At 62.2% G+C, this 14,442-nt stretch carries 15 protein-coding genes and 2 tRNA genes; 15 read left to right on the plus strand and 2 right to left on the minus strand.

Features of this window, described 5'->3' with window-relative positions:
* Nucleotides 1-108: 108 nt before the first annotated feature.
* Complete coding sequence (ygiD, locus tag AAFF19_RS12615; RefSeq protein WP_342721850.1) at nt 109-1,014, plus strand: 4,5-DOPA dioxygenase extradiol; 906 nt, start codon at nt 109-111, stop codon at nt 1,012-1,014.
* A 106-nt stretch (nt 1,015-1,120) separates the two neighbouring features.
* Here the strand turns inward: ygiD and AAFF19_RS12620 are convergent, their stop codons facing one another.
* Together AAFF19_RS12620 and AAFF19_RS12625 are read right to left on the minus strand one after the other, a co-directional pair.
* Complete coding sequence (locus AAFF19_RS12620; RefSeq protein ID WP_342720288.1) at nt 1,121-1,426, minus strand: nucleotidyltransferase family protein; 306 nt, start codon at nt 1,424-1,426, stop codon at nt 1,121-1,123.
* Between the two features lie 34 nt (nt 1,427-1,460).
* Nucleotides 1,461-2,657, minus strand: a complete 1,197-nt coding sequence (locus AAFF19_RS12625) for an amino acid aminotransferase (protein WP_182119599.1) — start codon at nt 2,655-2,657, stop codon at nt 1,461-1,463.
* Nucleotides 2,658-2,765: 108 nt separating this feature from the next.
* On the opposite strand from AAFF19_RS12625, the gene uvrB reads away from it, so the two are divergent.
* The 14 genes from uvrB (at nt 2,766) to AAFF19_RS12695 (ending at nt 14,432) form a co-directional block, all read left to right on the plus strand.
* Nucleotides 2,766-4,856: an excinuclease ABC subunit UvrB gene (gene uvrB / locus AAFF19_RS12630; protein WP_008904777.1), complete on the plus strand. Its 2,091-nt coding sequence runs from the start codon at nt 2,766-2,768 to the stop codon at nt 4,854-4,856.
* Nucleotides 4,857-5,094: 238 nt separating this feature from the next.
* On the plus strand, nt 5,095-5,631 hold the full coding sequence (iscR, locus tag AAFF19_RS12635) for a Fe-S cluster assembly transcriptional regulator IscR (RefSeq protein ID WP_008904778.1): 537 nt from the start codon (nt 5,095-5,097) through the stop codon (nt 5,629-5,631).
* Nucleotides 5,632-5,739: 108 nt separating this feature from the next.
* Nucleotides 5,740-6,960, plus strand: a complete 1,221-nt coding sequence (locus AAFF19_RS12640) for an IscS subfamily cysteine desulfurase (protein ID WP_182119598.1) — start codon at nt 5,740-5,742, stop codon at nt 6,958-6,960.
* Nucleotides 6,961-6,999: 39 nt separating this feature from the next.
* Nucleotides 7,000-7,398, plus strand: coding sequence for a Fe-S cluster assembly scaffold IscU (gene iscU, locus AAFF19_RS12645; protein ID WP_008904780.1), 399 nt, complete (start codon nt 7,000-7,002; stop codon nt 7,396-7,398).
* 26 nt (nt 7,399-7,424) lie between these two features.
* Nucleotides 7,425-7,748, plus strand: a complete 324-nt coding sequence (gene iscA / locus AAFF19_RS12650) for an iron-sulfur cluster assembly protein IscA (protein ID WP_008904781.1) — start codon at nt 7,425-7,427, stop codon at nt 7,746-7,748.
* A gap of 94 nt (nt 7,749-7,842) precedes the next feature.
* Complete coding sequence (gene hscB, locus AAFF19_RS12655; RefSeq protein WP_182119597.1) at nt 7,843-8,361, plus strand: Fe-S protein assembly co-chaperone HscB; 519 nt, start codon at nt 7,843-7,845, stop codon at nt 8,359-8,361.
* 80 nt (nt 8,362-8,441) lie between these two features.
* A complete protein-coding gene (gene hscA / locus AAFF19_RS12660) occupies nt 8,442-10,313 on the plus strand; it encodes a Fe-S protein assembly chaperone HscA (protein ID WP_182119596.1) in 1,872 nt (623 codons plus the stop codon).
* Nucleotides 10,314-10,354: 41 nt separating this feature from the next.
* Nucleotides 10,355-10,693 (plus strand): ISC system 2Fe-2S type ferredoxin, encoded by a 339-nt coding sequence (fdx, locus tag AAFF19_RS12665; protein ID WP_008904784.1) that lies wholly within the window; start codon nt 10,355-10,357, stop codon nt 10,691-10,693.
* Entirely contained in the window at nt 10,693-11,406 is a 714-nt protein-coding gene (gene dnaQ, locus AAFF19_RS12670) for a DNA polymerase III subunit epsilon (RefSeq protein ID WP_182119595.1), read from the plus strand. The genes fdx and dnaQ overlap by 1 nt, the downstream gene beginning before the upstream one ends.
* Before the next feature lie 37 nt (nt 11,407-11,443).
* Nucleotides 11,444-11,518, plus strand: a tRNA-Val gene (locus tag AAFF19_RS12675).
* Nucleotides 11,519-11,564: 46 nt separating this feature from the next.
* Nucleotides 11,565-11,639: transfer RNA gene (locus AAFF19_RS12680), tRNA-Val, on the plus strand.
* Between the two features lie 180 nt (nt 11,640-11,819).
* Entirely contained in the window at nt 11,820-12,857 is a 1,038-nt protein-coding gene (locus tag AAFF19_RS12685) for a histone deacetylase family protein (protein ID WP_182119594.1), read from the plus strand.
* 29 nt (nt 12,858-12,886) lie between these two features.
* A complete protein-coding gene (locus AAFF19_RS12690; RefSeq protein ID WP_182119593.1) occupies nt 12,887-13,984 on the plus strand; it encodes an NAD(P)/FAD-dependent oxidoreductase in 1,098 nt (365 codons plus the stop codon).
* A 145-nt stretch (nt 13,985-14,129) separates the two neighbouring features.
* Nucleotides 14,130-14,432 (plus strand): DUF883 family protein, encoded by a 303-nt coding sequence (locus AAFF19_RS12695; RefSeq protein WP_008904788.1) that lies wholly within the window; start codon nt 14,130-14,132, stop codon nt 14,430-14,432.
* Nucleotides 14,433-14,442 lie beyond the last annotated feature (10 nt).

The following is a 14,442-nucleotide window of genomic DNA, read 5'->3' on the forward strand; positions in this document are numbered from 1 at the left end:
GAACGGAAGGAGAAAGCGCGGCGCTGGAACTTCACGGGGCGCGTGGGCTCAGTCCCTGCGTTATACATAATTTGTTACGCTCCCCGACCCATGCAACGCAGAACCTCGTTGGCCGCCCTCACGGGCCTGGCCGCCTTTCCGGGAGCTTTCATGACCACGTCCCTGAGCAGTGCCGCCACGGCATCTGCGTTGCAGGCGCTCAAGCCCTCGCCCCGCATGCCCGTGCTGTTTGTGGGCCACGGCAGCCCCATGAACGCCATCGAGGACAACGCCTGGCGACGCAGCTGGCAGGCCTTGGGGGCGGAGCTGATGGCGCGCGCGGTGCAGCCGCAGCTCATCCTGTGCGTGTCGGCCCACTGGCTCACACGCGGCGGCTGGCAGCTGACGGGCATGGCCCACCCCAAGACCATCCACGACTTTGGCGGTTTCCCGCAGGAGCTGTTTGACCAGCAATACCCCGCGCCTGGCGCTCCGCAAGTGGCGCGCAGTCTTGCGGCCGAACTGAAGTCACCCGCTACTGGCGCCGCACTGGGCGTGGACGAAGCTGAGTGGGGCCTGGACCACGGCACCTGGTCGGTGCTCAAGCCCATGTTCCCCAAGGCGCAGATCCCTGTGATGCAGCTGAGCATGGACTACAGCCGCGCCCCGGCCGAGCACTACGCGCTGGGCCAGCAGCTCAAAGGCCTGCGCGAGCGGGGCGTGCTGATCGTCGGCAGCGGCAATGTGGTGCACAACCTGCGCCTCACGCGCCGTGGCACGGCCGCCAACGAGGCCTACGACTGGGCCACCGAGTTCGACACCGTGGTGCAGGGGCAGATCAAGAAGGGCCAGCTCGGCGCCCTGCAGGACTTCCAGAAACTGGGTGCCGTGGCCAAACAGGCGCACCCCACGCACGAGCACTATCTGCCGCTGCTGTACGCGGCGGGAGCCGTGTTGCCCAGCGAGATGCCGCGCTTCTTCAACACGGGCTATCAGTCGGCGTCGATCTCGATGCGGTCGGTGCTTTGGGGGTGATGGGGGCGTCCTGTCTGTAGTGGTTTGCTTCAATTTTTATAGCTGATGGCGCTTATGGATAAAGCGCTGAAGGCCAAAATGGCTTGAAAACTATCTGCACTGGCGATCAGCGCGGCAGGTCATCCGCCCGGATCGTCAGCCACGGCCAGCGTCCGCAGTAGCTTTCCGCCTTGGCCTGGAACAGCGCCAGATGTGGACAGGCAGGGTTGGGGCGCAGCAATCCGGCATACAGCTCTTCAAGTCCGTAAGGCAGGTCGTAGTCCTTGATATTCGCAGTCGGCGCCCAACCCGACTTCAGGTTCCACACCGTCTGAAACAGGCAGCCCGCCACCAGCCAGACATCGGGCAGGCCCAGAAACGGCAAACGCTCCAGAAGGTCCGCGTTGTGCGGGTTCTGGAGCGCTTCGCTCACAAAGCGGCGCGCGAGCGCCGCTTTCTCATCGTGCTCAGACCACCTTGGCAATGGCCTGGCAGACGTAGTCGATGTTCTTGCTGTTCAGGGCAGCCACACACATGCGACCGGTGTCGGTGCCATACACGCCGAACTCGTTGCGCAGGCGCACCATCTGGTCTTTGGAGAGGCCCGAGTAGCTGAACATGCCGATCTGCGCGGTGATGAAGCTCATGTCCTGCTTCACACCGGCGGCCTTGAGGCCATCCACCAGCTTCTGGCGCATGGCCTTGATGCGCACGCGCATCTCGCCCAGTTCCTTCTCCCACAGCGCGCGCAGCTCGGGGTTGTTCAGCACGGCAGCCACCACTGCGCCACCGTGGATGGGTGGGTTGGAGTAGTTGGTGCGGATGACGATCTTGAGCTGGCTGAGCACGCGCGCGGCTTCTTCCTTGTCGGCGCACAGCACCGACAGGCCACCCACGCGCTCGCCATACAGGCTGAAGCTCTTGCTGAAAGATGTGGAGACAAAGAAGTTCAGGCCGGCAGCCACGAACTTCTGGATAACAGCGCCGTCTTCGGCGATGCCGTGGCCGAAGCCCTGGTAGGCCATGTCGAGGAAAGGCGTGAGGTTCTTGGCCTTGACCACGGCGATGACCTGGTCCCACTGCCCGGGGGTGATGTCGTAGCCGGTGGGGTTGTGGCAGCAGGCGTGCAGCACGACGATGGTGCCGGGGGCTGCGGCGTTCAGGCTGGCGAGCATGCCTTCGAAGTTCACGCCGCGCTTTTCCGCGTCGTAGTATGCGTAGGTGCCGACTTCAAAACCGGCGTTGGTGAACAGCGCGCGGTGGTTTTCCCAGCTGGGGTCGGAGATCAGCACCTTGGCGCCCGGGCTGACCTTCTTCAGAAAGTCAGCGCCGATCTTGAGGCCACCGGTGCCGCCGATGGCCTGCACGGTGGCCACGCGGCCAGACTTGACGGGTTCGCTGTCGGCGCCGAACACCAGGCTCTTGACGGCGTTGTCATACGCCACGATGCCGTCGATGGGCAGGTAGCCACGGGCCGTGGGGGTGGACATCATGGTCTTTTCTGCGGCCTGCACGCATTGCAGCAGGGGCAGCTTGCCGTTGTCGTCGAAATAAACGCCGACGCCCAGGTTGACCTTGTTGGAGTTGGTGTCGGCGTTGAATTGCTCGTTGAGGCCCAGGATGGGGTCGCGGGGGGCCATTTCGACGGCGGTGAACAGAGACATGAAAATCCTTGGAAAGAGGTTGTCAGTAGCGAGGAAGCCGGGTGTGGTGTACCGTTCCGGGTTCCGCCGATTTTAACGGCCCGCCCATTCCCATCGTTGACCGCCACCATGCCGGAACCCACTGAAGTCATTACGGAAAAGCAGGACGGCGAGTTCGTCCGCTTCCCCGATTCCCCGTTTGAGCTGTTCCAGCCGTATCCACCGGCAGGCGACCAGCCCGAGGCCATCAACAAGCTGGTGGAGGGGCTGCATGACGGGGAGACCTTCCAGACGTTGCTGGGCGTGACGGGCTCGGGCAAGACCTTCACCATGGCCAACGTGATCGCGCGCATGGGCCGCCCGGCGATCGTGTTCGCGCCCAACAAGACGCTGGCCGCTCAGCTGTACAGCGAGTTCCGCGAGTTCTTTCCCAAGAACGCCGTGGAGTACTTCGTGAGCTACTACGACTACTACCAGCCCGAGGCGTACGTACCCCAGCGCGACCTGTTCATCGAGAAGGACAGCGCCATCAACGAGCACATCGAGCAGATGCGGCTCAGTTGCACCAAGAGCCTGATGGAGCGGCGCGATGTGGTGATCGTGGCCACCGTGTCGGCCATCTACGGTATTGGAGAGCCCGAGAGTTACCACCGCATGGTGATGACGCTGCGGGTGGGGGACAAGCTGGGGCAGCGTGACGTGATTGCCCAGCTGATCCGCATGCAATACCAGCGCAATGAGGCTGATTTTTCGCGGGGCAAGTTCCGCGTGCGGGGCGACACCATCGATGTGTTCCCGGCCGAACACTCCGAGCTGGCCATCCGTATCGAGTTGTTTGACGACGAGATCGAGAGCCTGCAGCTTTTCGACCCGCTCACGGGCCGCGTCAAGCAGAAGATTCCGCGCTTTACCGTGTACCCCAGCAGCCACTACGTGACACCCCGCGACAAGGTGCTGGCCGCCGTGGAGACCATCAAGCTGGAACTGGCCGAGCGCCTGCAGCAGCTGGTGGCAGACGGCAAGCTGGTGGAAGCGCAGCGGCTGGAGCAGCGCACCCGGTTTGATCTGGAAATGCTGAGCGAAGTGGGCCACTGCAAGGGCATCGAGAACTACACGCGCCACCTCTCCGGCGCCGCGCCGGGCGATCCGCCGAGCACGCTGACCGACTACATGCCCAAGGACGCGATCATGTTCCTGGACGAGAGTCACCAGATGATCGGGCAGCTCAACGCCATGTACAGCGGCGACCGCTCGCGCAAGACCACGCTGGTCGAATATGGGTTTCGCCTGCCGTCAGCGCTGGACAACCGGCCGCTCAAGTTCGAGGAGTTCGAGCAGCGCATGCGGCAGGTGATTTTTGTTTCGGCCACACCGGCCGACTATGAAAAGACCCATTCCGGGCAGGTGGTGGACCAGGTGGTGCGACCTACCGGGCTGGTCGACCCCGAGGTCGAAGTGCGCCCAGCCACCCATCAGGTGGATGATGTGCTACAAGAAATACGCATTCGCGTTGAAAAGCATGAGCGTGTACTCATTACTACGCTGACCAAGCGCATGGCCGAGCAGTTGACCGACTACCTGACCGATAACGGCGTGAAGGTGCGCTACCTGCACAGCGATGTGGATACCGTGGAGCGGGTGGAGATCATCCGTGACCTGCGCCTGGGGGCGTTTGACGTGCTGGTGGGGATCAACCTGCTGCGCGAGGGGCTGGACATACCCGAGGTGTCACTGGTGGCCATTCTCGATGCCGACAAGGAAGGCTTCCTGCGCGCCGAGCGCAGCCTGATCCAGACCATCGGCCGTGCGGCGCGGAACCTGAACGGCCGTGCAATTTTGTACGCAGACCGGATCACCGACTCCATGAAAAAAGCCATGGGCGAGACGGAACGTCGGCGCATCAAGCAGATCGCACACAACGAGGCCCACGGAATCACGCCGCGCAGCATTGTCAAGCGGGTGAGAGACCTGATTGACGGCGTTTACAGCGAAAAAGCCGGCAAGGACGCCGAGCGGCTGGAGCAGGAGGCCTTGCAGCGGGCGCAGGTGGAGGACATGTCCGAGAAGGATGTGGCCCGAGAGATCAAGCGCCTGGAAAAGCTCATGCTGGAACATGCGCGTAATCTGGAGTTTGAGCAGGCTGCCCGGGTGCGCGATCAGCTCACGCGGCTCAAGGACCAGGCCTTCGGGGCGCATGGCAACGATTCCGTGGCCTTGTGATGGGCGAACGATGGAAAATAACTATCAGGTCGATTAAAAACCAGTTGGTTATTTAACCCGACAGAATCGATAGGGATTTGTGTTATACTCCTGCAAAATACTCAAGAAAACAGCCCAGCGATGAAGGGCTCCGTGCCAGGCAACTGTGCGGAGTAAGGGGCGGAGACGGTGCCTCGCTGACGACCAGTCAGTGCAGGTGGTTTCTACAACGAACAAGCCTTAGCACAAGGAGCTTGCGATGCGTCTCACAACCAAAGGCCGTTTTGCGGTCACCGCCATGATTGACCTGGCCCTGCGCCAGAACAATGGACCCGTCACCCTCGCCGCCATCAGCCAGCGCCAGCAGATTTCGCTGTCGTACCTGGAGCAACTCTTTGGCAAGCTGCGTCGCCATGAACTGGTGGAATCCACACGTGGCCCTGGCGGCGGGTACACACTGGCCCGCAAGGCAGGCGACATCACGGTGGCAGACATCATCGTGTCGGTGGACGAACCCATCGACGCCACGCAATGTGGCGGCAAGGAAAACTGCCTGGGCGAAGCCGGCCGCTGCATGACGCATGAACTGTGGGCATCGCTCAACCAGCGCATGGTTGAGTTCCTGGATTCGGTCACCCTGCAAAAGCTGGTGGACGAGCAGATCGCCAAGGGTGTCCAGATCGAAGACAAGCCAGTTGTGCGCCGCGCCATCTCGACCACCCCGGTGGTGAAGCCGATTCGTGTGAATGCTCCGAACTCCGTATTTGCGCTGGGCAACGTTTTCGCCAAATCCTGACCGCCGAGAGAGGCTTGTGCCGGCCTCCGGGTCGGCACCGCCGTGAGCCCTGTTTGAACCCCATTTGTTTTATTGCGTTTGCCAGCCAGCAACCCTACTGAGCCAGCCATGGACATGACCCCGCACTTTCCCATCTATCTCGACTATGGCGCCACCACGCCTGTGGACCCCCGCGTCGTGGATGCCATGATTCCCTGGTTGCGCGAGCACTTCGGCAATCCGGCGTCGCGCAGCCACGCCTGGGGTTGGGAGGCCGAAGAGGCCGTGGAAAAGGCGCGCGTTCAGGTGGCAGACCTGATCGGTGCCGACCCCCGCGAAATTGTCTGGACCAGCGGTGCAACCGAGTCCATCAACCTGGCCTTGAAGGGCGCTGCCCACTTCTACAAAGGCAAGGGCAAGCACCTCATCACGCTCAAGACCGAACACAAGGCCGTGCTGGACACCATGCGCGAGCTGGAGCGCCAGGGCTTTGAAGCCACGTACCTGGATGTCCAGGAAGATGGTCTCGTCAACATGGATGCCCTGAAGGCCGCCATCCGCCCCGACACCGTGCTGGTCAGCATTCTGTTCGTCAACAACGAAATCGGCGTGATCCAGGACATCCCTGCTATCGGCGCGCTGTGCCGTGAAAAGGGCATCCTGCTGCATGTGGATGCCGCCCAGGCCACCGGTCGTGTCGAGATCGACATGAACGTGCTGCCCATCGACCTGATGAGCATGACCGCCCACAAGACCTATGGCCCCAAGGGCGTTGGCGCGCTGTATGTGCGCCGCAAGCCCCGTGTTCGGCTGGAAGCGCAGATGCACGGCGGTGGCCATGAGCGTGGCATGCGTTCGGGTACCTTGCCCACGCACCAGATCGTGGGCATGGGTGAGGCTTTCCGCATCGCCAAGGAAGAAATGGCCGAGAGCAATGCCAAGGCCCATGCCTTGCAGCAGCGCCTGCTAGATGGCTTGAAGGACATTGAACAGGTGTTCATCAACGGCAGCATGGAGCGCCGCGTGCCGCAGAACCTGAACATGAGTTTCAACTTCGTCGAAGGCGAATCGCTCATCATGGGCATCAAGGGCTTGGCGGTGTCTTCGGGCTCGGCCTGCACATCGGCCAGCCTGGAGCCCAGCTATGTGCTGCGCGCCCTGGGCCGCAGCGACGAGCTGGCGCACAGCAGCCTGCGCATGACCATTGGCCGCTTCACGACGGAAGAAGAGATCGACTACGCCATCTCCACCATCCGCGAGAACGTGGCGCGCCTGCGCGAGCTGAGCCCGCTGTGGGAGATGTACCAGGACGGCATCGACATCAGCACCATCCAGTGGGCTGCGCACTGATCCCCTGAAGACTTTGTATGAATTGAAGAGGTAAACATCATGGCTTACTCCGAAAAAGTGGTTGACCATTACGAGAACCCCCGCAATGTGGGTTCCTTCGACAAGGGGGATGATTCGGTGGGCACCGGCATGGTGGGCGCGCCCGCCTGCGGCGACGTGATGAAGCTGCAGATCAAGGTGAACCCGGAGACCGGCGTGATCGAAGACGCACGCTTCAAGACCTACGGTTGCGGCTCCGCCATCGCCTCGTCGTCGCTGGTGACCGAATGGGTCAAGGGCAAGACGCTGGACGAAGCAGCGGCCCTCAAGAATAGCGAGATCGCTGAAGAGCTGGCCCTGCCGCCCGTGAAGATCCACTGCTCCATCCTGGCTGAAGATGCCATCAAGGCCGCTGTGCTCGACTACAAGACCAAGCACACAGCCGCTGCCGCTGCCTGATTTGACAGATTAATAGATCGAGAGACATGGCCATTACGCTGACAGAAGCCGCTGCCCGGCACGTCAACCGCTACTTGTCCCGCCGAGGCAAGGGCCTGGGCGTGCGCCTGGGCGTCAAGACGACCGGTTGCTCCGGGCTTGCCTACAAGCTCGAATATGTGGATGACAGCGAGCCGGAGGACATCGTGTTTGAAAATCACGGCGTCAAGGTGCTGATCGATCCCAAGAGCCTGGCCTATATCGATGGCACCGAGCTCGACTTCGTGCGCGAGGGGCTGAACGAAGGCTTCAAGTTCAACAACCCCAACGAGCGTGACCGCTGCGGTTGTGGGGAGAGCTTCCGCGTTTGAGCGCACGCTGTCCTTCGCGCCGACAAACCGCCATCGCGCTGCGTGCTGGCGGTTTTTTCTTGGTATTTTTGACTTTCCGTCTGCTTTCCAGCGCATGAACCTGCAATCTGACGACTTCGAACTGTTTGGCCTGGAGCGCCGCTTTGCGCAGGAGCGTAGCGCCATCGACGCGCGCTGGAAGGAACTTCAGCGCGAAGCCCATCCCGACAAGTTTGCGGCGCAGGGCGGGGCCGCGCAGCGTGTGGCCATGCAGTGGTCGGTGCGCATCAACGAGGCCTACCAGCGCCTCAAGGATCCGATGCGCCGCGCCGCCTACCTGTGCGAACTTCACGGAGCGCCCATCAACGCCGAAGACAATACGGCGATGCCCGCGGCATTTTTGATGCAGCAGATGGAGTGGCGCGAGGCGCTGGAAGATGCACGGGAAGAGAGCGCGCTTGATGCGCTGGAAGATGGCGTCAGCCAGGCCCGCCGCGCGGCGCTGGCGCAGTGCGAGCAACTCATCGACCAGCTACAAGACTACGCGGGCGCGGCCCGCCAGGTCAGAGCCCTCATGTTCATTGCGCGATTTGCTGACGACATTGAACGTCGCCGAGAGCAGCTGGGACAATAGAACATTGAGCGGTTTAGCTTTCCCACAGGGAGCCCGGTTGTTGTGATGGCGGGCTCCACCACGTTGAGACCCGAAATTTCATGGCGCTTTTGCAGATCTCCGAACCCGGCCAATCCCCCGACCCGCACCAGCGGCGTATTGCGGTAGGCATTGATTTGGGCACCACCCATTCTTTGGTGGCGGCCGTGCGCAACGGCGTGGCTGAGTGCTTGCCCGACGCCCAGGGCAGGGTGTTGTTGCCCTCAGTGGTGCGTTATCTGGAAAAGGGCGGGCGCCAGATCGGATACGACGCCGTTGCCGCGCAAACACACGATGCACGCAACACCATCGCCTCGGCCAAACGCTTCATGGGGCGTGGCCTGAACGATGTGGCGCAAGCGGACAAGTTGCCGTACGACTTTGTAGCTTCCAGCGATGCGCAGGCGGGGGGGATGGTCAGTGTTGCCACGGTAGATGGCAACAAGTCTCCCGTCGAGGTGAGTGCCGAGATTCTGGCCACCCTGCGCTACCGCGCCGAAGACACGTTCAATGATGACCTGTACGGTGCCGTCATCACGGTGCCGGCCTATTTCGATGACGCCCAGCGGCAGGCCACCAAGGATGCCGCCAGGCTCGCGGGCATCCATTTGCTGCGTCTGATCAACGAGCCCACCGCGGCTGCGATTGCCTATGGACTGGACAATGCCAGTGAGGGGGTCTACGCCGTGTACGACCTGGGCGGGGGCACCTTTGACATCTCCATCCTGCGCCTGACCCAAGGGGTGTTTGAAGTCATTTCCACAGGCGGCGATTCGGCGCTGGGCGGCGACGATTACGACGCTGCGCTGGCAGACTGGGTGCTGCAGCAGCTCGGGCTGGAGGCGACCACGCCTGCAGACAAATCAGCAGTGCGTATGGCTGCGCGTGCCTGCAAGGAGGCGTTGACTGCTACTGATATTGCAGCATTCAGCGCTTTACTATCAAGCGCTGAGGCCCGATTTGACGTCAAACTTAGTGACTTCGAAGCGATAACGGCCAATTTGACCGCGCGCTCCATGGCCGCTGTGCGCCGTGCGTTGCGCGATGCCCATCTGGGTCGCGATGAGGTGCAGGGTGTGGTCATGGTGGGCGGCTCCACGCGCATGCCCCAGGTGCGGCGTGCCGTGGAGGAATTTTTCGGCAAACCGCCTCTGACCAACCTCAATCCCGACGAAGTGGTGGCGCTGGGCGCAGCCATCCAGGCCAACCAGCTGGCGGGCAACAACACCGCAGGCGACTTGCTGCTGCTCGATGTGATCCCTCTGTCGCTGGGTATTGAAACCATGGGCGGGCTGGTGGAGCGCATCGTGGCGCGCAACGAGACCATTCCTACTGCCAAGGCGCAGGATTTCACCACCTACAAGGACGGACAGACCGCTCTGGCGATCCACGTGGTGCAGGGAGAGCGTGACCTGGTACAGGACTGCCGCAGTCTTGCGCGCTTTGAGCTTCGGGGCATCCCGCCCATGGCTGCGGGAGCCGCTCGCATCCGTGTGACCTTCACGGTCGATGCCGATGGCCTGTTGAGCGTAAGCGCGAAGGAGCAGGGCAGCGGCGTGGAGGCGCGGATCGACGTGAAGCCGTCTTACGGCCTCTCGGATGACCAGATAGCCCGCATGCTGCAAGACGGGTTCGCGACCGCCGCGCAGGACATGAAAGCGCGCGCCGTGGTGGAAGCCCGTGTGGACGCCGACCGCATGCTGATCGCTACCCAGAGCGCGCTGGACGCGGATGGCGATGTGTTGAGCGCGCAGGAGCGTGCCGCCATTGATGGCCTCATGGTGACTTTGCGGCACCAGCGCGACTCCGAAGACGCTGCGGTCATCGAGGCTGCGACCGATGCCCTGGCCAAAGGTACCGAAGCCTTTGCGGCCCTGCGCATGAATCGCGGCATTCGGCAGGCCCTGGCTGGCAAGAACGTGCAGGCCCTCTGAGCCTGGTGAACGCACCCCACCGTACAAAAAATACAACCCCCATGCCCGTCATCAAGATCCTTCCCCATCCCGAGTACTGCCCCGCAGGCACCGAAATCACGGCACCCGCCGGCACCTCGATCTGCGAAGCTCTGCTCGACAACCACATCAACATCGAGCATGCCTGCGACATGAGCTGCGCCTGCACCACGTGCCACGTCATCGTGCGCCAGGGCCTGAACTCGCTGAATGCCGCTGAAGAAGAGGAAGAGGACCTGCTGGACCGCGCCTGGGGCCTGGAGCCGCAGTCGCGTCTTTCCTGTCAGGCCATCCTGGCGCAGCAGGATCTGGTGGTGGAGATTCCGAAGTACACGATCAACCACGCCAAGGAAAACCACTGATGTCCAGGCAGATCGTTCTCGATACCGAAACCACCGGCCTTTCGGCCGAAGGCGGGGACCGCATCATTGAGCTCGGCTGCGTGGAGCTGCTCAATCGCAAGCTGACCGGCAACAACCTGCATCTGTACTTCAACCCCGGCCGTGAAAGCCATGAAGACGCGCTGAAGGTGCATGGCATCAGCAACGAGTTCCTGAAAGACAAGCCCAGATTCGCCGAAGTGGTGGATGACATCCTTCAGTACCTGCAGGGCGCCGAGATCATCATCCACAACGCGGCGTTCGACGTGGGCTTTCTGAACAAGGAGCTGGAGCTGGTGGGCCGTCCGGCTTTCCGCACCTATGTGGAGAGCGTGACCGACACGCTGGTCATGGCCAAGGAGATGTACCCGGGCAAGCGCAATTCGCTCGATGCCCTGTGCGACCGCCTGGGGGTGGACAACTCCGGCCGGACCTTGCACGGCGCCTTGCTGGATGCGGAGCTTCTGGCCGATGTGTACATCAGTCTCACGCGCGGCCAGGACGCCCTGTTGATGGTGGATGATGAAAACGTCACCAGCGATGGACTGAAGGTTGCAACGATCGACTTGCGGCTGTTGAGCCTGCCCATCCTGCGCGCCAGCGAGCAGGAGCAACTCCAGCATGCGGATGTGCTGGCGCAGATCGACAAGGCAAGTGGCGGCAAAACAATTTGGCGTGCCGTTCAGACAAGCTGAAAACCTGTGCCATAATCGTGGGCTGTCACAGAGACACGGGTGATTAGCTCAGCGGTAGAGCACTGCCTTCACACGGCAGGGGTCACATGTTCGATCCATGTATCACCCACCACGCTTTCTGACGGTCGCGAATGCATTCTGATCAGAGTGCCATCGTCGGGTGATTAGCTCAGCGGTAGAGCACTGCCTTCACACGGCAGGGGTCACATGTTCGATCCATGTATCACCCACCAATTTGAAACCCCTGCAGATTCCGTCTGCAGGGGTTTTTTCATGCCCATGCGCATCCAGTGATGGGGTGCGCGCTGGCGGCGCCAGTGCAGCTAAAGTGTTGTGTCGTCTTCCAATGCGGCTGCTTTTGGCGGCTGCCCCGATAGTCCTCTCACCCCTCTCGCAGTGGATGCGCCCGAACCATGATCACGTTTCATAACCCTCTTCATCAAGGCCATGCGCCCGCCCACGAATTTTTTCGGGGTGAACGTGTGCCCTGTTTCGAGAAGCCCGCACGCGTGGACTACGTGGAAGCGGCGTTGCGGGCGCGGGGTCACGGTCTGCTGCCGCCCGACACAGATAGCGTGCCAACGTTGTCCGAGGTGCATGCGCCGAGATACCTGGCCTTCCTGCAGACTGCTTGGCAGCAATGGCTGGAGCTTGATCCTGCGAATTCCGCCATCCAGCCGTTTCCGTCGGTCTGGCCGGTGCGCACCCTGCGCAGCGATTTGGAGCCACTCAATTTCGTTGCCCGCCTGGGGCTTTATTCGATGGACAACGGCACCCCCATGGCGCCGGGAACCTGGGCTGCAGCCAAGGCCGGTGCGGATGCGGCTGCAAGCGCTGCGTCCAGGGTTGCCCAGGGTGCGCGCGCAGCGTTCTGCTGTACACGCCCTCCGGGCCACCATGCGGGCCCCGACTTCATGGGCGGCTACTGCTTTCTGAACAATGCGGCTGTGGCTGCGCAGGTACTGCGCCACCAGGGTGCGCGGCGTGTGGCAGTGCTGGATGTGGACTACCACCACGGCAACGGCACGCAAAGCATCTTCTATGACCGGGCCGACGTGCTGTTTGTCAGCATCCATGGCGATCCGCGTACCGAATACCCGTTTTATCTGGGCCATGCTGATGAAACCGGCGTGGGAGAGGGCGAAGGTTTCAACCTGAACCTTCCGCTTCCTGCGGGCACCAGTGCCGCCGCCTGGTTGGATGCTCTGGAGTTTGCCTGTGCGCGCATTGACCGCCACGGGGCTGACGCCCTCGTGATTTCCCTCGGACTCGATACCTTCGAGGGTGATCCCATTTCCAAGTTTGCGCTTGCGTTTGCTGATTTCCGCCGGGTGGGTGAGCGCCTGGCCGGGTTGCGACTGCCCGCCGTCTTTGTGCTTGAAGGCGGCTATGCGGCTGCAGAGCTGGGGACCAATGCCGTCAATGTGCTTGACGGGTTCGAGCAGGTCTGAGGACTTCGCATTCATTTAAGGTTTGTGTGATGGCAGATGACGTGGAATGTGTGGTGGTTGGCGCTGGTGTGGTGGGGCTGGCGGTTGCGCGCGCACTTGCCCTGCAGGGCCGCGAAGTGATGGTGCTGGAGTCCGCGGACGCCATCGGGACCGGAACCAGCTCGCGCAACAGCGAGGTGATTCACGCCGGGCTCTACTATCGCCCTGGCTCGTTGAAGGCCGGGCTGTGCGTGCGGGGGAGGGACATGCTGTATGCCTACTGCGCCGAACGGGGCGTACCCCACAGCCGCTGCGGCAAGCTCCTGGTGGCCACGTCAGAGGGCCAGCTCCCGGGTCTTGAGTCCATCCGGGCGCGCGCACATGCCAACGGCGTGCTGGATTTGCGCTGGATGGAACGGCACGAAGCTCTGGACCTGGAGCCCGCGTTGGACTGCGTCGCCGCATTGATCTCGCCCAGCACCGGCATCGTCGATAGCCACGCACTGATGCTCGCACTGCAGGGTGATCTGGAGCACGCTGGAGGAATTGTGGTGCTCAATACGGCTCTGGGGCTTGCTGAGTGTGCGCAGGATGCTATTTATTTGCTAGCAATGGACGGCACGCGGTTGCGAGCGCGCACCGTGGTCAATGCGGCGGGCCTGCACGCACCCGGACTCGCCAGCCGGTTCGCTGGCTTGGCGCCGGTTCATGTGCCGCACGCCCGCTATGCCAAAGGCTGCTATTTCACTCTGTCGGGAAAATCCCCCTTCAGCCACTTGATCTACCCGGTGCCTGAATCGGCAGGCCTGGGGGTGCACCTGACCCTGGACCTGGGTGGTCAGGCCAAATTCGGGCCCGATGTGGAGTGGGTCGATTCGCCCGAGGATTTGCTCGTAGACCCCGCGCGCGGGGACGATTTCTACGCTGAGGTACGCAAATACTGGCCCGGGCTGCGTGACGGCACCCTGTCACCGGGGTATGCGGGCATACGTCCCAAAATCCACGGCCCGGGCGAGCCTGCGGCGGACTTTGTGATTCAGGGACCATCAGCCCATGGTATCCCAGGCCTGGTCAACCTGTTCGGGATCGAATCACCGGGGTTGACAAGCGCTCTGGCAATTGCCGAACATGTGGCCGAACTCGTTTGATCTGCGGCAAGGCATTTTCAATCCGTTACCTCATGCGACCCCGTCCTACGAAGGGGAACAGCACAGGTGGATAAGATGAACTGGTGTTCTGAATGGCTCGGCCGAAAGGGCCGCCCTATTTTTTGTTGCTTCAAGAAAGGCTTGTATGACTGCTTCCGACACCACCACCACCCAGGGCGAACTGGAAAAGCTGGTTTCTGATCTGCGGGGGCTTCTGGCCAACAAAGATCTCGACGCAGTCCCTGAGATCAAGCTGCTGCGCCAGCGCCTTGACGATGGCATGCACAACGTGCGCGAATCTGCCGTGCGCGCTGCGCAAGACGCGGCTCGCCAGGCCAAGGAAGCGGCCCTTGCAGCGGACCGCTATGCGCATGACGAGCCTTGGCGCGTAGCCGGCGCCGCACTCGCGGTGGGGGCACTGGTGGGTTTTCTGCTGGCGCGCCGCTGATCCGGGCTGT

The organism is Acidovorax sp. FHTAMBA, from assembly GCF_038958875.1.
Lineage (GTDB): Bacteria > Pseudomonadota > Gammaproteobacteria > Burkholderiales > Burkholderiaceae_C > Acidovorax.